Consider the following 16,948-nt stretch of genomic DNA (forward strand, 5'->3'; position numbering starts at 1 on the left):
GTCTTACACCATGCCGAGGGCGGCCATGTACAGATCGAGGATGGCGTCCTCCTCCTGGCGCTCGGCCTGGTCCTTCTTGCGCAGACGGATGATGGTGCGGATTGCCTTGGTGTCGAAGCCGGTGCCCTTGGCTTCGGCGAAGACTTCCTTGATGTCGTCGGAGATCGTCTTCTTTTCTTCCTCGAGCCGCTCGATGCGCTCGATCAAGGCACGCAGCTGGCCGGCGGCAACAGTCTGGCTGGTCTCGGTGATATCGTCGGCCATGTTTTCTCCAAATCGGTTCCGCGCCGCGACTCGGGGAACGTGCCGCGACGAATTTCAGCGGTTCGATGCCCGACCGGAGCCGGCGGGTCAAGCCGTTATCGAACAGCTCGCCAAGGCCTGCCGTCATGAGCCGACAGCCTGCCCGTTCCTTGCGAGCTCTCAGTTGAAGGCGATCAGGAGATCCTTCGCATCGATCTGGTCGCCGGCCTTCACCAGCACCTCGGCGACCGTCCCGTCGCGCTCGGCGTGCAGCGCCGTCTCCATCTTCATCGCTTCGATGGAGAGCAGCACGTCGCCGGCCTTGACCGCCTGGCCGGCGGCGACCGAAAGTGCGGAGACCACACCCGGCATCGGCGCCCCGACATGCGCCTCGTTGCCGGGCTCCGCCTTGCGACGCGCCTTGGCCGCCGACGCGCCATGCGCGCGATCGGGCACCTTCACGCGCCGCGGCTGGCCGTTGAGCTCGAAGAACACCGTGACCATGCCCTTGTCGTCGACATCGCCGAACGCCTGGCAGCGCACGACCAAGGTCTTGCCCCTTTCGATATCGACGAAAATCTCGTCTTCCGATTTCATGCCGTAGAAATAGGTCGGCGTCGGCAGAACGCTGACCGGGCCGTAGGTCTCCTGCGCGGCGACGAAGTCGGAAAACACCTTCGGATACATCAGCCACGAGGCGAACTCGTATTCCGACAGCTTGCGCTCGAGCTTGTCCTCGATCTCCTTGCGGCTCTTCTCGAGGTCGGCCGGCTTGAGCAATGAGCCGGGCCGCGCCGTGATCGGCTTGTCGCCCTTGAGTGCCTTCTTCTGCAACGCCTGCGGCCAGCCGCCAGGGGATTGGCCAAGATCGCCGCGCAGCATCGAAACCACCGAGTCCGGGAAGGCGATGTCGCGGGCCGGGTTCTCGACATCGGCAACGGTCAGGTCCTGGCTCACCATCATCAACGCCATGTCGCCCACGACCTTGGAGGACGGCGTCACCTTGACGATGTCGCCGAACATCAGGTTGACGTCGTGATAGGTCTGCGCCACCTCGTGCCAGCGTGTCTCCAGCCCCAGCGAACGCGCCTGTTCCTTCAAATTGGTGAACTGCCCGCCCGGCATTTCGTGCAGGTAGACCTCGGAAGCCGGGCCTTTCAGGTCGCTCTCGAAAGCAGCGTACTGATTGCGAACGGCTTCCCAGTAGAACGAGATCTTTCGGATCCATTGCGGGTCGAGGCCTGGATCGCGCTCGGTGCCTTTCAGCGCTTCGACGATTGAACCCAGGCACGGCTGCGAGGTGTTGCCGGAGAAGGCGTCCATCGCCGCGTCGATGGCGTCGACACCGCTTTCCACGGCCGCCAGCACGGTTGCCGCCGACAGACCCGATGTGTCGTGGGTGTGAAAATGGATCGGCAGGTCGGTCGCCTCGCGCAGCGCCTTGAACAGCACGCGGGCCGCACTCGGCTTCAACAGGCCGGCCATGTCCTTGACGGCGATGATATGGGCGCCGGCGGCCTGCAATTCCCTGGCGAGCCCGACATAGTATTTCAGGTCGTACTTGGCCCTCGCCGGATCGAGGATGTCGCCGGTATAGCACATCGCCGCTTCGATCAGCTTGCCCTCGGCGCCGACCGCGTCCATGGCGACGCGCATGTTCTCGACCCAGTTCAGGCAGTCGAAGACGCGGAACAGGTCGACGCCGCCCGACGCCGCCTGCTTGACGAAATGCTGCACGACATTGTCGGGATAATTGGTATAGCCGACGCCGTTGGCGCCGCGCAGCAGCATCTGCAGCAACAGGTTGGGGGCGGCTTCCCGCACCAGCGACAGCCGCTCCCATGGATCCTCGGTGAGGAAGCGCATGGCGACGTCGAAAGTGGCCCCACCCCAGCATTCGAGCGACAGCAACTGCGGCAAGGCGCGCGCATAGGTGCCGGCGATGCCGGCAATGTCATGCGTGCGCACACGGGTGGCGAGCAGCGACTGGTGGCCGTCGCGCATCGTCGTGTCGGTGACCAGCACTTCCTTCTGCTCGCGCATCCAGGCGGCGAACTTTTCCGGCCCGAGCACGTCGAGCTTCTGCTTGCTGCCGCTCGGCACATTGCCGTTGAGATAGGGCACCACGGGCGGCGCCGCGTCGGCCTTTGGCGTCGGCCGACCGCGCGTCTCGGGATGGCCGTTGACGCTGACGTCGGCCAGGTAGTTGAGCAGCTTGGTGGCGCGGTCCTGGCGCTTGACCTGCTGGAACAGCTCCGGCGTCGTGTCGATGAACCTGGTCGTATAGGAATTGTCGGCGAAGCTCGGGTGATTGATGATCGCTTCGAGGAAGGTGAGGTTGGTGGCGACGCCGCGGATGCGGAACTCGCGCAGAGCGCGGTTCATGCGGGCGATCGTCTCGGCCGGCGTCGGCGCCCACGCCGTGACCTTCTCCAGCAGCGGATCGTAGAAGCGGGTGATGACCGCGCCGGAATAGGCCGTGCCGCCATCGAGGCGGATGCCGAAGCCGGTGGCGCCGCGATAGGCGGTGATGCGGCCGTAGTCCGGAATGAAATTGTGTTCGGGATCTTCCGTGGTGATGCGGCACTGCAAGGCATGGCCGTTCAGCCGGATATCCCTCTGCGCCGGCACACCCGATTCCGGCGTGCCGATGGCGAAACCGTCGAGGATGTGGATCTGCGCCTTCACAATGTCGATGCCGGTCACCATTTCGGTGACGGTGTGCTCGACCTGGATGCGCGGATTGACCTCGATGAAGTAGAACTTGCCGGTATCCGCGTCCTGCAGGAATTCGACGGTGCCAGCGCCGATATAGCTGGTCTCGCGCGCGATCTTCAGCGCGTAGCCGCAAAGTTCCTGGCGCAGGTCCTCGCTAAGATAGGGCGCCGGCGCGCGCTCGACGACCTTCTGGTTGCGGCGCTGGATCGAGCAGTCGCGCTCGAACAGGTGCACTGCATTGCCGTGTGTGTCGCCAAGCACCTGCACCTCGACATGGCGGGCGCGCTCGATCAGCTTTTCGAGATAGACCTCGTCCTTTCCGAAGGCGGCCTTCGCCTCGCGCTTGCCTTCCATGACCTCGCGGGCGAGGTCGGCCTCGGAGCGAATGGCGCGCATGCCGCGGCCACCGCCACCCCACGAGGCTTTCAGCATGACCGGATAACCGACCGTCTTCGCGAGTTCCTTGACCGCCTCCATATCGTCCGGCAACGGATCGGTCGCCGGCACCACGGGCACGCCGACCTCGATGGCTAGATTGCGCGCGGCAACCTTGTTGCCCAGCCGGCGCATCGTGTCGGGCTTGGGACCGATGAACGTGATGCCTGCTTGCGCGCAGGCCTCGGCGAATTCGGGGCTTTCCGACAGCAGCCCGTAGCCGGGGTGGATGGCATCGGCGCCTGAAAGTCTGGCGACGCGGATCACCTCCTCGATCGACAGATAGCTCTCGATCGGACCCATGTCCTTGCCGAGATGCGGGCCGCGCCCGACCTGGTAGCTCTCATCGGCCTTGAAGCGGTGCAGCGAGTATTTGTCTTCCTCGGCCCAGATCGCCACGGTTTTGAGGCCCAGCTCGTTGGCCGCGCGAAAGACGCGGATGGCGATTTCTGACCGGTTGGCGACGAGGATCTTCGTGATGGCCAAGGACTGGGCTCCAGCAGCGGAAGGAACGGGAAATCGGGGCAATGATTAGCGCGAAAATGCTGCAGTGCAAACAAAATCGACGCTGATTTAAACCGATTTAGATCGATTGTCCGGCCAACACTCGCATGCATCGGTTCGAACGGACGGAACAATGGCGACAATTTCGATCCTGGATGCGATCTTCCTGGCTAAGGGGGCTCACCGTGACGTGACCCGGCTGCCGCCGCGCATCAAAAGAAAATGCCCGGCGCGAGGCGCCGGGCATCGTTGGTTTCGGATCCGAATGAATTACGACTTCGGGAACCAGGAATACTTCCCGTCGTCCTTCTTCTTCCATTCGTACATGATGTAGCCCGGCAGCTTCGGATCGCCCTTGGCGTCATAGGCGAGATCGCCCAGAACGGTCGGGAACGGTCCGCTTTCATGCATCGCCTTGGCGACCGCCTGCGGATCGTTCGTCTTGGCGGCAGCGGCCGCCTCGGCGACCACCTGCACGGCGGCATAGGCGTAGAGCGTGTAGGCTTCCGGCTCGAAACCCTGCGCGCGGAACTTCTCGACGAGTTCCTTATTGGCTGGGATCAGGCGCGGGTCGGGGCCGAACGTGTTGAGGGTGCCGGCGACAGCGTCGCCCGCGATGGCGGCGAGTTCGTCCGTCACGATGCCGTCACCCGACATCATCGGGGCCTTGAGGCCCTGGTCCGCCGATTGACGGATGATCAGACCGGCTTCGGTATGCAGGCCACCCCAGTAGATCAGGGTGACGCCGGCTTCCTTCATCTTGGCGATCAGCGCCGAGAAGTCCTTGTCGCCGACATTGACGCCTTCATACATCACTTCCTTGATGCCGGCGGCGTTCATCGCCTTCTTGGTTTCGTCCGCGAGGCCCTGGCCATAAGGGGTCTTGTCATGGATCACGGCGACTTTGGCATCCTTGAAGTTCGCGGCGATATAGGCGCCAGCGATGCTGCCCTGCTGGTCGTCGCGTCCGCAGGTACGGAACACATTCCACAAGCCGCGCTCGGTAAACTTCGGGTTGGTTGCGGCCGGCGTGATTTCGACGATGTTGTTTTCGGCGTACACTTCGGAGGCCGGGATCGACACGCCCGAGTTGAAGTGGCCGATCACGAACTTGACGCCGTCGCCGACGAACTTGTTGGCGACCGAGATGCCCTGCTTCGGATCGGAGACATCGTCGCCGACTTCGAGCTTGATCTGCTCGCCATTGATGCCGCCCTTGGCATTGATCTCGGCGACCGCCGCTTCGGCGCCCTTCTGCAGCTGTGCGCCGAAGGCCGCGTTCGGACCGGTGATCGGCCCGGCGACGGCGAACATTACATCAGCCCACGCGTTGCCGCCGAACGCGACGAGCGCGGTCAGGGCCACGGCGGACAAAAGTGACTTTTTCATTTAAACGCTCCCATTAACGGAGTGGGCGTGGATGAAGCTTTCATGCGATGCCCACCCTTATCGCAGAAAGCATAGTTTGCCGATTTTCAGGCACTTGTCACGCCGATTCATCCCTGACGCGGCGTTAATGATGAACGTCAACCTTTCGGTTTCCAGCTCAAGATTGAAGCTCTTTCGTAGAGCCAATTATACTGTGTGACCATCTGGTTGGTTCGTGTGTATTGATAGCCGACGAAGCCCAGTATCATCAGCACGATGGTGTCGACGATATAGTAATGCAGCGAGAACATCGTGCCGTCGAACAGCGCGTGATGGATGAAGCGGATTCCAATGCCGAGCCCGAGCAGATAGGCAAACAGCTGGATGAAGCTGCGCCATGTCTGGGCACTGGCCTTGCCGGTCATCCAGGCCGCCCATCCGCCGAGCAGGCAGGTGACGAAGAAGAACTGCCAGATCGACGGTTCCTCGTAGAGAATGCCTTGCATGGGAAGTCTCCTGAACTCAGTGATGTCCGCCTTCGAGATAGGCGGCGCGCACTTCCGGATTGGCGAGCAGCTCCTTGCCGGTGCCGCTCATCGTCACATTGCCGTTGACCATGACATAGCCGCGCGTGGCGAGCTTGAGCGCGCCGAACGCGTTCTGCTCGACTAGGAATACGGTCAGCCCTTGGGTGCGGTTCAACTCACGAATGGCATCGAAGATCTGCTTGACGATCAGCGGCGCCAGGCCCAGCGACGGCTCGTCGAGCAGAAGCAGTTTCGGCCGCGCCATCAGTGCGCGTCCGATCGACAGCATCTGCTGTTCGCCGCCCGACAGCGTCCCGCCACGCTGGGCGATGCGCTCCTTCAGCCTGGGAAACAGCGTGAACACCTTCTCGACGTCCTCGCCATAATATTTGAGGTTGTCGAGGCTGGCGCCCATCTGCAGGTTTTCCATCACCGTCATGCGCGGAAAGATGCGCCGGCCCTCGGGCGACTGGGCAATGCGCATGCGCGCGATTTCGTGTGTCGGCAACTGGGTGATATCGGTCCCGTTGAAGGTGATGGTGCCCGTGCGGGCGCGTGGAGCCCCGAAGATGGTCATCATCAGCGTCGACTTGCCGGCGCCGTTGGCGCCGATCAGCGCCACGATCTCACCTTGCTTGACGCTGACATTGACGCCGTTCAGCGCACGGATATTGCCGTAGTAGGTCTCCACGCCCTTGATATCGAGCAGCGTTGTCGTGGCCATCACTTGCCCCCTCCACGCTTGCCCTGAACGGGCTTGGCTGTGCTCGCCTTGGCTTTGCCGGACACGTGACTGGTCGTCACCTTGCCTGCATCGACGCGGCGCGAGAATTCCGTATCCTTGCCTTGGCCGAGCAGCTTGGCCTGCTTGACCCACTCCTCGCGCGCGATGCGTCCGTCAAAGGCGAGATAGGCCTCGACCGCCTCGACGTCTGCCTTCTTCCAGGCGCCGATCTGGTCGAAGTGGAAGATGCCGTGTTCGTTGAGCTTCTTCTCGTTGACCGTGCCGATGCCCTTGATGCGGGTCAGATTGTCGGCCTTGCCGCCACGGGGGGCAGCGAGGCGGTTCGAAACGCCTTCGGCCTTCGCGGCAGGCGCCTTGGCGGCCGTTTTCCGTGGTGCCGCTTTCTTCGCGGCGGGCTTGGCCGGCGCCGGTGTCGGGGCAACAGGCCTGCTTGCCACGCTGGCGGCGCGGGCATCGACCTGCGCTGCCTTCGAGGCGCCTTTCGACACGGTTACGCGTTCGCCTTGGCTATGGCCGACGGTGTCGCTCACCGGCCCGGCCAGATACGACGACGATGTCCCCGGGCCATGCGCGGAATCGGGGCCGATGTCGAGCTGTTCGATGACGTCCTCGTCGCCGACTTCGGTAAGTACGGTCTCGACCTCCTCGTCGTCGACGCCAAGATAGGCAGCGATGACGCGCGGGTCGGTGCGCACCGACTGCGGATTGCCGTCGGAGATCTTGCGGCCATATTCCAGCACCACGACATGGTCGGAGATCTGCATGACCACCGACATGTCGTGCTCGATCAGGAGGATCGAGGTGCCTGTCGTGTGCTTGATCCCCATCAGCAGTTCGTTGAGAGCCGCCGATTCCTTCGGGTTGAGGCCGGCCGCCGGTTCGTCGAGGCACAGAAGCTCGGGACCGGTGCACATGGCGCGCGCGATCTCGAGCCGCCGCTGTGCGCCGTAGGGCAAGTCGCCGGCCGGATCGTCGGCGCGATCGACGAGATCGGCCTTTTCCAGCCAGTGCTTGGCAAGCTCCACCGATTCGGCCGAGGCCTTGCGGTAGCCGCTGAAGCCGAACAGGCCCAGGATCGTATACCCGGACGCCTTCATCAGCTTGTTGTGCTGGGCGACGAGCAGGTTCTCCAGCAGCGTCATGCCCGAGAACAGGCGGATGTTCTGGAAGGTGCGCGCCACCTTGGCGCGCGCCGGGATCTCATGGTTGGGCAGCCGTTCCAGCAGGTAACTGGAGCCGTCGGCCCGGTTGAGCGTGATCATGCCTTCCGACGGCTTGTAGAAGCCGGTGATGCAATTGAACACGGTGGTCTTGCCGGCGCCGTTGGGGCCGATCAGCGCGGTGATTTCGCCGCGCCTGGCAGTGAAGGACAGGTCGCCGATGGCGACCAGGCCGCCGAACTTCATCGACAGATGATCGACCTGCAGGATGGCGTCGTTCATTTGTGCGTTCGCATTCATCAGCCGTGACCCTCCTTGGTGAAGGAGCTTGAGACAGCCCTTCGCTCCTTGAGGAAGGCTGTCGGTTCACGACTGCCGACAAAGCCCCGCGGCTTCCACAGCATGACGATGACCATGGCCATGCCGAACAGAAGCATGCGGTAGAGTTCGGGGGTGAAGTCTTGCCCGAAGACCTGTTTGAGGAAGTCGAGCTCGCGCAGCGCCTCGGTGCCGCCGATCATCACCATCGCGGCGACGGCGATGCCGACCAGCGACCCCATGCCGCCAAGGACGACGATGGCCAGGATGATGGCCGATTCCAGGAAGACGAAGGATTCCGGGCTGACGAAGCCTTGCCTGGCGGCGAAGAATGCCCCGGCAAAACCGCCGAACATGGCACCGGTGGCAAACGCCGTCAGCTTGGTCGTGGTGGTGTTGATGCCGAGCGAGCGGCAGGCGATCTCGTCCTCGCGCAGCGCTTCCCAGGCACGCCCGACGGGCATGCGCCTCAGCCTGATGGTGACGAAGGCGGTGAGCATGCAAAGCGCCAGGATCAGGTAATAGAGGAAGATCTTGTAGTAGGCGCTCGAGGTCGCGAGGTGCAGGACCTTGGCGATGTAGTTGGGGTCCGAGACGTTGAAGGTCATCAGGCCGAAAAAGGTGACTTTCGGAATGCCGGAGATACCGGCCGAACCGTTGGTCACATCGCGCCAGTTGATCAGCACCAGGCGGATGATCTCCCCGAAGGCAAGGGTGACGATCGCCAGGTAATCGCCGCGCAGGCGCAGCACCGGAAAGCCGAGCAGCACGCCCCAGAACGCGGCCATGGCGCCGGCCGCCGGAAGCAGGATCCAGAACGACAGGCCGTAGGTTGTGCCAAGCAGCGCATAGGCGTAGGCCCCGACGGCGTAGAAGGCGACGTAGCCCAGATCGAGCAGGCCGGCGAGGCCGACGACGATGTTCAGCCCCCAGGCCAGCATCACGTAGATCAGGATCTGGATGCCGAAATTGTCGACCCATTTCAGCGAGCCCTGCAATCCGGTGGCGACCGACCACGACATCAGCGACAGCACGACGATGACAAGGATCGGATAGAGCACCAGCGCGGCAATGCCGAGCTTGGTGAAGTTGGCGTGGATGAAGCCGCGGTAATAGTAGATCACGCAGGCCAGCGCATAGATGATTGCGAGCGCGCGCAGGAACTGCAGATAGCCGGCCGCCTCTGCTCCTATCCATCCGGGAAGCGAGCCGTTGAACACGAACAGCAGCACCACCGCGATGATCGCCACGACAAACGCCGGCAACAGGAAGAAGCGCGACGCCGCACTGGCCGGCAACAGGCCGGTGGCGACATCGGCGATCTTCTGGTTGGCCATGAAGGGTTGACCATAGGCGACATAAAGGAAACGGCCGATAGCCGTGGCGATCACCACGGCGGCCAAGAGGCCCCAGCGCTTCACCAGGACCAGTTCATTGGAGATGTTCTGGTCTGTCTTGAGGCCGATGAACAGCACGAACAGGCCAAGCGAGATGGCGCCGGCATAGAAGCCCTCGCGCAGCGCGCGCTGCATGGGGCTGGCGACGGTGTCGCGCTCTGGAGATACGGTCACGGCCATGGTCTCAGACCTTTTCGACTTCTGGCCGGCCCAATATGCCGGAAGGCAGGAAGATCAGCACGATTGCCAGGATCGAGAACGCGGCGACGTCCTTGTAGTCGATCGAGAAATAGGCCGACCACATGCTCTCGATGAAGCCGATCAGGAGGCCGCCCAGCACCGCACCTGGCAATGAGCCGATGCCGCCAAGAACCGCCGCCGTGAATGCTTTGACCCCGGGGGTAAAGCCGTCCGAGAAGGCGATGACGCCGTAGTACATCAGGAACAGCGTGCCGGCGACAGCGGCAAGAGCGGCGCCCATGATGAACGTGATCGAGATGGTGCGGTCGACGTCGATGCCCAGCAGTGCGGCCATCTTGCGGTCCTGCTCGCAGGCGCGTTGCGCCCGGCCAAGCGAGGTCTTGTTGACCAGGTACCAGAACAGCGCCAACAGCAAAGCCGTGACGATGACGATGATGATCTGCTTCAGCGAAACGCTGACGCCGTTGATGTTGTAAACTTGGCTGACCATCGGCGGGATCGGCTTGTTGCGCGGGCCTTGCGTCACCTGGACGAAGTTCGACAGCGCGATCGACATGCCGATGGCGGTGATCAGCGGCGCCAGCCGGAAGGAACCGCGCAGCGGCCGGTAGGCCACTTTCTCGATCGTCCAATTGTAGAGGCTGGTGAGCAGCATCGCCACGATCATCATGACCAGCAGCGCGATGACCACGGGCACCGAATAAAACAGCGCGCCGAGGATGAGGAAGACGATCAGCGCCGTGAAAGCGCCCACCATGAAGATGTCGCCATGGGCGAAATTGATCATGCCGATGATGCCGTAGACCATCGTGTAGCCGATCGCGATCAGCCCATAGATCGATCCCAGCGTCAGCCCATTGATAAGCTGCTGGACAAAGTACTGCATGTGTACATGGCTCCCCTGGAATGTCGCCCATGCAGACGCATTCCTTTTCGTATTTCCCCTAGTCGTAAAGTTTCGAGCCCGGATTGCAACGTGATTTTTTTGACCGCTCCGCGTGTTTGCAAGTCACGTCTTCCCGATCGCCCGTTTTTCGCACCCAGCCCCTGGACTATCGCGGACCCTATCATTGGCATAACGCAATGTCTTTGACGATTGAGCCGCATCATGCGCTTCGTTTCGAAGAAATCACCGTCAAAATTAGGTGATGAGAGGAATCGTTGCGTTCCTGACACGGTTCGTTTTTTCGTCACACTCCTTTCCGCAGGGTCAGGATTCTCCTACTTGACCACGAAACCCAGCGCGAACGGATCGCGGTCGTCGATGAAGATCGTGTTCAGTCCAGTCATGCGGGCCCAGCCGCCGATCGAAGGGATGATGGCCGGCTTGCCGGCGACGGTGACGTCCTTTTCAACCTTGCCCTTGAACAGCGAGCCGATGATCGATTCATGGACGAACGCATCCCCCGCCTTGAGCTTGCCCTTGGCATGGAGTTGCGCCATGCGCGCCGAGGTGCCGGTGCCGCATGGAGAGCGGTCGATCGCCTTGTCGCCGTAGAAGACGGCATTGCGGGCATCGGCTCCCTCGACCGTCGGCTTGCCGGTCCACAGCATGTGCGACAACCCGGTGATCCCGGGATTCTCCGGATGCACGAAGGAATACTTCTCGTTGAGCCGCTGCCGCACCACTGGGCTCCAGGCGATGAGGTCGCCGGCGGAATAGTCGGCCATATCGCGATAGTTCGCCTGCGGCTCCACGATGGCGTAGAAATTGCCGCCATAGGCGACATCGACGGTGATCTCGCCGAGCCCCGGACATTCTACCGCCAGTCCTTCGGCATAAAGGAAGGATGGCACGTTGGTGATGCGCACCTCCTCGACATACTCGCCGACCTGCTTGTATTCCGCGATGACCAGGCCGGCGGGCGTGTCGAGCCGCAGCACACCCGGCGTCTTCGGCTTGATCAGCCCATGTTCGATCGCCATCGTCACCGTGCCGATGGTGCCGTGACCGCACATCGGCAGGCAGCCGGACGTCTCGATGAACAGGATGGCGATGTCGCAATCCTCACGGGTCGGCGGGTAGAGGATCGAGCCGGACATCACGTCATGGCCGCGCGGTTCGAACATCAGGCCGGTGCGGATCCAGTCGTATTCGGCCAGGAAATGCGCCCGTCGCTCCATCATGGTCGAGCCCTGCAGCAGCGGGCCGCCGCCGGCGACCAGCCGCACCGGGTTGCCGCAAGTGTGGCCGTCGATGCAGAAGAAGGATTTCTTGGCCATGTCGCTCCTCGAGATCAAAACCGTTGTGGACTGAAGGGGGCCAGATCAACGGATGAAGTCTGCCCCAGAACGAATTCCCTGATCAACCGCCCGGTTGCCGCGGCCTGCGTCAGGCCGAGATGGCCGTGGCCGAAGGCGTAGATCACGGACTGGCTTCGCGCCGCCTTGCCGACGACGGGCACCGAATCCGGCAGGGAGGGCCGGAACCCCATCCATTCGCGCCCGCCCGAGGGATCGAGCCCCGGCAGGAATTCCCGCGCCTTCCGCAAGAGCGCTTTCGACCTGTTGAAATTGGGCGGCCGCTCGATGCCGCCGAGTTCCACGGCACCGCCGACACGCAGGCCGGTTTCGAGCGGGGTGATGACGAAGCCATGGCCGGAAAAGATCAACTGTCGCCTCACGTCGAAGGCGCTCGTCGGCAGCGTCGTGTTGTAGCCGCGTTCGGTCTCCAGCGGAATGCGATCGCCGAGTTGCCGCGTCAGCAGATGCGACCAGGCGCCCGCCGCAATGACTATGTGACCGGCTTGCCTCGTCGTGCCGTCGGCCAGCGTCAGTGTCGCGCCATCCTGATCCGCCGCGACGTAGTCGATGCGGGCCATCTCGAAGCGGGCGCCCTTGGACTGCGCGTACGCCCACACCGCCTTGCCGAGCAGTTTTGGATCGGCGACGGTCTTCCATCCAGGCACGAAAGTGCCCTTGACGAAGCGCGGTGACAGCCCCGGCTGCAGGTCCGCTAGGTTCTCGCCCTCGACATGGCGGAAGCCGATGCCGAAGCGCTCGCGCGCCGCCCAGCCCGACAGCGAGGCGCGGAACTCGGCCTCGCCTTCGTAGAGTTCGAGCGAACCGTCCTCGCGCAGCATCGGCCGGGTGCCGGAACGATCGAGCAGATCCATCCATTCGGCCTCGGCAAGCTTCATCATGCCGGCCTGCGCCGTCAGGCTCGCCTCATATTTTCCAGGCGCGCCGGCGCGCCAGAACCGGATCAGCCAGGGTAGCAGCTTCGGCAGGTAGGCGGGCGGAATGCTGAGCGGGCCGAGTGGATCGGCGAGCCATTTTGGCAGCTGCCGGATCATGCCCTTGTGCGCCAGCGGCAGCACGTCGGAGAAGGCAAAGGCGGCCGCGTTGCCGGAGCTCGTCTCCTCGCAGATGCCCGTGCGGTCGAAGAGCGTGACGTCCAGTCCCGCCTCGGCAAGGAAGGCAGCCGCGCAAATGCCGATGATGCCGCCACCGACGATGGCGATGTCTCTCCCTTCTCCCCGTTCACGGGGAGAAGGTGCCCGCAGGGCGGATGAGGAGCGCCGCCCCTTGTCTGTCGATTTGGACTTTCCTTGCACCTGGGCGCTGCCTCTCATCTGGCTGCCGCCACCCTCTTTAGAACTGCGGCAGTGTCGGCCGCGCCGCCAGCGCATCCTTGATGATCTTCTCGACAGCCTTGCGGCGTTCGCCCGACAGCGGCATGCGCGGCATGCGCACGCGGTCATTGGTGTTGATTGCGAACACTTCGGCAAGCTTGATGTTCTGCACCAGATAGGTCGAGACATCGAGATCGAGCAGCGGCCGGAACCAGCGGTAGATGGCGAGCGCCTCTTCGCGGCGCCCCTGCTTCATAAGCTGGTAGATGGCGACGGTCTCGCGCGGGAAGGCGGTGACCAGACCGGCCACCCAGCCGATGGCACCCACGGAGAGCGCCTCGAAGGCCAGGTTGTCGACGCCGGTGAACAGGTCGTAGCGGCTGCCCAGGCGGTTGATGATCTCGGTCGAGCGGCGGATGTCGTCAGAGGATTCCTTGATGGCGACGAAGCGCTTGTCCGACGCCAGCTCCTCCATTTGGTCGACGCTTACATCGACGCGGTAGGCGAGTCGGTTGGAATAGATCATGACCGGCAAGTCGCCGGCTTCCGCCACTGCGCGCAGCGCCGCCACCGTCTCTTCCGCGTTGGTGTGGTAGATCGGGCTCGGCACCACCATCAGGCCATTGGCGCCTTCCTTGGCGGCGCGCTTGGCGATACTGGCGGCCTCGCGGGTGCCGGCCTCGTTGACCGTCAGCAGCACCGGCTTCTTGCCAGCGATCTTCTGCGCGGTCTTCAGCACCTCGATCTTCTCGTCAGGCGACAGCATCGGTCCCTCGCCCAGCGAGCCGCAGACGATGATGCCATCGCAGCCGGCATCCATTTGCAGGCTGAAGCAGCGCTCCATCTCGGCGTGATCGAGCCGGTCGTCGGCGGTGAATTTGGTCGTGACGGCGGGGAAAACTCCGGTCCACATAGCTATCTCTCCATCTGATATATCAGACGTATATCTGCTAGGAAAGCTGCTGTCAATGCGGAACCTGTTATGATATATTCTAGATATATCAGGAGAGAGCCTTTGATATCCATGGAAGCAAGCATCGTGTCGGAGCCCGCGGCGACCAAGGCCTATCGCGTCCTCGAAAACATGATCGTCACGCTCGAACTGGCCCCGGCGAGTTTTGTCACCGAGGGGTCCCTGATCGAGCGGCTGGCGCTCGGCCGCACGCCGGTGCGCGAGGCGATCCAGCGGCTGGCCTGGGAGGGATTGCTAGACGTCAGGCCCCGCGCCGGCATCGCGATCGCGCCACTGCACCCCGGCGACTGGCTGCGCGTGCTCGACGCAAGGCGCGGCGTCGAGGTGGTGCTCGCCCGTTCGGCCGCACGCTTCGTCACCCGCGAGGCCGCCGACCTGTTCCACGAGGCGGCGCTCGCCATGCAGAAAGCAGTGATATCAGGCAATGTGCTCGCCTTCATCCAGGCCGACAAGGCGCTTGACGAGGCGCTGGCGCTGGCCGCCGACAACCCGTTCGCCGCCCGGCTGGCCGCCCCCCTGCAGACCCACAGCCGCCGCTTCTGGTTCCGCTACAAGGCCGACACCGGGCTGGCGGAGTCCGCCGAGCACCATGTTGCATTGATCCGCTCGATCCTGGACGGCGATGAGGAAGGCGCCGCCAAGGACGCCAAGAAACTGATGGCACTGCTGCGCGGCCATGCCGAGGTCGCCGCCACGCGCTAGTTGCAAGAGCGCGAAGGCAAATCGCTCAGGCGCCCGGCAAGGCCGCCTTGAGTGTCGGGCTGTCCCAGCCTTCGCCAACCGACAGGATACAACTCTGGCCTTTCGTATCGGAAGCCAGGACCGTCCAGCTGCCTTGTTCCGAAACGAAGACCTCGAGGACCACATTGGGGTTGATCAGGCCGCGCCCGGCTTCGCTTTCGTGGAAGTTCTCGCCGAGCGCCTTCACGATATCGGCGCGTGGCGCGCATTGCCCAGCTGCATTTGCCTGAGCAGCGCACGAGCACATCGCCATCGCCGCAACGAACATTGTCGCCGTAAGACGTCGTGTCATTTGACACCTCCTTGCGCCGGACGATGCAATGCCACCGGCCCGCCGTCGGCGCCCTGGTTGTCTGCCGCGCCTCCTCCACGGCAGGATTGCAGCCCTAAGTCGCGCAATCCCCCACCGGTTCCATCACATTAGCGTTTGCAAAAACAAAAGGCCTAAGTCCGGGGACTTAGGCCTCAGGTTAAATCGATCTTCTCATCCGCCCTGCAGCGAGGAAGACCAGATAAAAAAGCGTCCGGTCAATTCATCGTCGGGATAACGAACTCGGCGCCGTCCTTGATGCCGGACGGCCAGCGCGAGGTAACCGTCTTGGTCTTGGTGTAGAAGCGGAACGCGTCCGGGCCATGCTGGTTGAGGTCGCCGAAGGAAGACGCCTTCCAGCCGCCGAAAGTGTAATAGGCGATCGGCACCGGGATCGGTACGTTGACGCCGACCATGCCGACCTGGACACGGCTAGCGAAGTCGCGCGCGGCGTCGCCATCGCGGGTGAAGATGGCGACGCCATTGCCCATCTCATGATCGTTGGCGAGTTTGATGGCGTTCTCATAGGTCGGCGCGCGCACCACCGAGAGCACCGGCCCAAAGATCTCTTCCTTGTAGATGCGCATATCGGCCGTGACATTGTCGAAAAGGCAACCGCCCATATAGTAGCCGTCCTCATAGCCCTGCATCTTGAAGCCGCGGCCATCGACGACAAGCTTGGCGCCTTCCTTGACACCGGTGTCGACGTAGCCCTTGACGCGCTCCAGCGCCTGGGCGGTAACCAGCGGGCCGAAATCCGCTGCCGAATCCGTCGAGGGACCGACCTTCAGGCTTTCGACGCGCGGGATCAGCTTTTCCATCAGCCGGTTGGCGGTGTCGTTGCCGACCGGAACAGCCACCGAGATAGCCATGCAGCGCTCGCCGGCCGAGCCGTAGCCGGCGCCGATCAGTGCGTCGACGGTCTGGTCCAGGTCGGCGTCGGGCATGATGATCATGTGGTTCTTGGCGCCGCCGAAGCACTGCACGCGCTTGCCGGCCGCCGTGCCGCGCGAATAGATGTAGTGCGCGATCGGCGTCGAGCCGACAAAACCGATGGCCTTGATGTCGGGATCGTCGAGGATGGCGTCGACGACATCCTTGTCGCCGTTGACGACATTGAGGATGCCGGCCGGCAGACCGGCCTCGATGAACAGTTCGGCAATGCGCATCGGCACACCCGGATCACGCTCCGAAGGCTTCAGGATGAAGGCGTTGCCGCAGGCGATCGCCGGCGCGATCTTCCACAGCGGGATCATCGCCGGGAAATTGAACGGCGTGATGCCGGCGACGACGCCGAGCGGCTGGCGCATCGAATAGACATCGATGCCGGGGCCAGCGCCGTCGGTGAACTCGCCCTTCATCATGTGCGGAGCGCCGATGCAGACCTCGACCACTTCCAGGCCGCGCTGGATGTCGCCCTTGGCGTCGGCGATGGTCTTGCCATGTTCGCGCGCAAGGATCTCGGCCAGTTCGTCATAGTCGCGGGCGACCAGTTCGAGGAACTTCATCAGCACGCGCACGCGGCGCTGCGGATTGGTCGCGGCCCATTTGGGCTGTGCGGCCTTGGCGTTCTCGACCGCCGCGCGCAATTCCGCCTGCGAGGCCAGCGCCACCGTGCCGCGCACCGTGCCGTCCATCGGCTGCATGACGTCCTGCTTGCGGCCGCTGGTGCCGGCGACACGCTTGCCGCCGATGAAATGACCGTAGTCGATCATGATTTCTCTCCCTGGGTT

At 63.2% G+C, this 16,948-nt stretch carries 14 protein-coding genes; 1 reads left to right on the forward strand and 13 read right to left on the reverse strand.

The annotated features are described in order from the left end of the window. Positions 1 to 3: 3 nt before the first annotated feature. From LB554_RS25675 to LB554_RS25725, 11 genes are all read right to left on the reverse strand, one after another. Positions 4 to 264: a DUF2312 domain-containing protein gene (locus LB554_RS25675; RefSeq protein WP_015315223.1), complete on the reverse strand. Its 261-nt coding sequence runs from the start codon at positions 262 to 264 to the stop codon at positions 4 to 6. Positions 265 to 423: 159 nt separating this feature from the next. Next, on the reverse strand, positions 424 to 3,882 hold the full coding sequence (gene pyc, locus LB554_RS25680) for a pyruvate carboxylase (RefSeq protein ID WP_015315222.1): 3,459 nt from the start codon (positions 3,880 to 3,882) through the stop codon (positions 424 to 426). 288 nt (positions 3,883 to 4,170) lie between these two features. Continuing rightward, complete coding sequence (locus tag LB554_RS25685) at positions 4,171 to 5,289, reverse strand: branched-chain amino acid ABC transporter substrate-binding protein (RefSeq protein WP_015315221.1); 1,119 nt, start codon at positions 5,287 to 5,289, stop codon at positions 4,171 to 4,173. A 137-nt stretch (positions 5,290 to 5,426) separates the two neighbouring features. Continuing rightward, entirely contained in the window at positions 5,427 to 5,774 is a 348-nt protein-coding gene (locus tag LB554_RS25690) for a DUF6867 family protein (protein WP_013892487.1), read from the reverse strand. Positions 5,775 to 5,790: 16 nt separating this feature from the next. After that, on the reverse strand, positions 5,791 to 6,519 hold the full coding sequence (locus LB554_RS25695; RefSeq protein WP_015315220.1) for an ABC transporter ATP-binding protein: 729 nt from the start codon (positions 6,517 to 6,519) through the stop codon (positions 5,791 to 5,793). Continuing rightward, positions 6,519 to 8,000: an ATP-binding cassette domain-containing protein gene (locus LB554_RS25700; RefSeq protein ID WP_224587596.1), complete on the reverse strand. Its 1,482-nt coding sequence runs from the start codon at positions 7,998 to 8,000 to the stop codon at positions 6,519 to 6,521. Before LB554_RS25700 ends, LB554_RS25695 begins: the two co-directional genes overlap by 1 nt. Then, positions 8,000 to 9,595 carry a high-affinity branched-chain amino acid ABC transporter permease LivM gene (gene livM, locus LB554_RS25705; RefSeq protein WP_015315218.1) on the reverse strand — a complete coding sequence of 532 codons (1,596 nt, stop codon included), beginning with the start codon at positions 9,593 to 9,595 and terminating at the stop codon, positions 8,000 to 8,002. Before livM ends, LB554_RS25700 begins: the two co-directional genes overlap by 1 nt. Positions 9,596 to 9,599: 4 nt before the next feature. Further along, positions 9,600 to 10,502 carry a branched-chain amino acid ABC transporter permease gene (locus tag LB554_RS25710; protein WP_015315217.1) on the reverse strand — a complete coding sequence of 301 codons (903 nt, stop codon included), beginning with the start codon at positions 10,500 to 10,502 and terminating at the stop codon, positions 9,600 to 9,602. A 335-nt stretch (positions 10,503 to 10,837) separates the two neighbouring features. Beyond that, positions 10,838 to 11,839, reverse strand: coding sequence for a 4-hydroxyproline epimerase (locus tag LB554_RS25715; protein ID WP_224587598.1), 1,002 nt, complete (start codon positions 11,837 to 11,839; stop codon positions 10,838 to 10,840). Positions 11,840 to 11,853: 14 nt separating this feature from the next. Beyond that, positions 11,854 to 13,191 (reverse strand): NAD(P)/FAD-dependent oxidoreductase, encoded by a 1,338-nt coding sequence (locus tag LB554_RS25720; protein ID WP_224587599.1) that lies wholly within the window; start codon positions 13,189 to 13,191, stop codon positions 11,854 to 11,856. A gap of 19 nt (positions 13,192 to 13,210) precedes the next feature. Next, the gene (locus LB554_RS25725) at positions 13,211 to 14,104 is read right to left on the reverse strand and encodes a dihydrodipicolinate synthase family protein (RefSeq protein WP_224587600.1); all 894 of its coding nucleotides are present in this window, start codon (positions 14,102 to 14,104) and stop codon (positions 13,211 to 13,213) included. 69 nt (positions 14,105 to 14,173) lie between these two features. Here LB554_RS25725 and LB554_RS25730 point away from each other — a divergent pair, with 69 nt between their 5' ends. Continuing rightward, entirely contained in the window at positions 14,174 to 14,866 is a 693-nt protein-coding gene (locus tag LB554_RS25730) for a GntR family transcriptional regulator (protein ID WP_051041241.1), read from the forward strand. Between the two features lie 25 nt (positions 14,867 to 14,891). Here the strand turns inward: LB554_RS25730 and LB554_RS25735 are convergent, their stop codons facing one another. Further along, a complete protein-coding gene (locus LB554_RS25735; protein ID WP_015315212.1) occupies positions 14,892 to 15,197 on the reverse strand; it encodes a hypothetical protein in 306 nt (101 codons plus the stop codon). Between the two features lie 236 nt (positions 15,198 to 15,433). After that, entirely contained in the window at positions 15,434 to 16,930 is a 1,497-nt protein-coding gene (locus tag LB554_RS25740; protein WP_224587604.1) for a CoA-acylating methylmalonate-semialdehyde dehydrogenase, read from the reverse strand. Between the last annotated feature and the right edge of the window lie 18 nt (positions 16,931 to 16,948).

The organism is Mesorhizobium sp. CO1-1-11 (assembly GCF_020164995.1).
In the GTDB taxonomy this organism is placed as follows: Bacteria; Pseudomonadota; Alphaproteobacteria; order Rhizobiales; family Rhizobiaceae; genus Mesorhizobium; species Mesorhizobium australicum.

Excerpts from the sequence above, each read along its gene's own strand:
- LB554_RS25740 (WP_224587604.1), bottom strand. The coding sequence starts at position 16,930 with ATGATCGACTACGGTCATTTCATCGGCGGCAAGCGTGTCGCCGGCACC.
- LB554_RS25685 (WP_015315221.1), bottom strand. The coding sequence starts at position 5,289 with ATGAAAAAGTCACTTTTGTCCGCCGTGGCCCTGACCGCGCTCGTCGCG.
- LB554_RS25735 (WP_015315212.1), bottom strand. The coding sequence starts at position 15,197 with ATGACACGACGTCTTACGGCGACAATGTTCGTTGCGGCGATGGCGATG.
- LB554_RS25690 (WP_013892487.1), bottom strand. The coding sequence starts at position 5,774 with ATGCAAGGCATTCTCTACGAGGAACCGTCGATCTGGCAGTTCTTCTTC.
- livM (WP_015315218.1), bottom strand. The coding sequence starts at position 9,595 with ATGGCCGTGACCGTATCTCCAGAGCGCGACACCGTCGCCAGCCCCATG.
- LB554_RS25710 (WP_015315217.1), bottom strand. The coding sequence starts at position 10,502 with ATGCAGTACTTTGTCCAGCAGCTTATCAATGGGCTGACGCTGGGATCG.
- LB554_RS25730 (WP_051041241.1), top strand. The coding sequence starts at position 14,174 with ATGATATATTCTAGATATATCAGGAGAGAGCCTTTGATATCCATGGAA.
- LB554_RS25695 (WP_015315220.1), bottom strand. The coding sequence starts at position 6,519 with ATGGCCACGACAACGCTGCTCGATATCAAGGGCGTGGAGACCTACTAC.
- LB554_RS25675 (WP_015315223.1), bottom strand. The coding sequence starts at position 264 with ATGGCCGACGATATCACCGAGACCAGCCAGACTGTTGCCGCCGGCCAG.
- LB554_RS25715 (WP_224587598.1), bottom strand. The coding sequence starts at position 11,839 with ATGGCCAAGAAATCCTTCTTCTGCATCGACGGCCACACTTGCGGCAAC.
- LB554_RS25725 (WP_224587600.1), bottom strand. The coding sequence starts at position 14,104 with ATGTGGACCGGAGTTTTCCCCGCCGTCACGACCAAATTCACCGCCGAC.
- LB554_RS25720 (WP_224587599.1), bottom strand. The coding sequence starts at position 13,191 with ATGAGAGGCAGCGCCCAGGTGCAAGGAAAGTCCAAATCGACAGACAAG.
- LB554_RS25700 (WP_224587596.1), bottom strand. The coding sequence starts at position 8,000 with ATGAATGCGAACGCACAAATGAACGACGCCATCCTGCAGGTCGATCAT.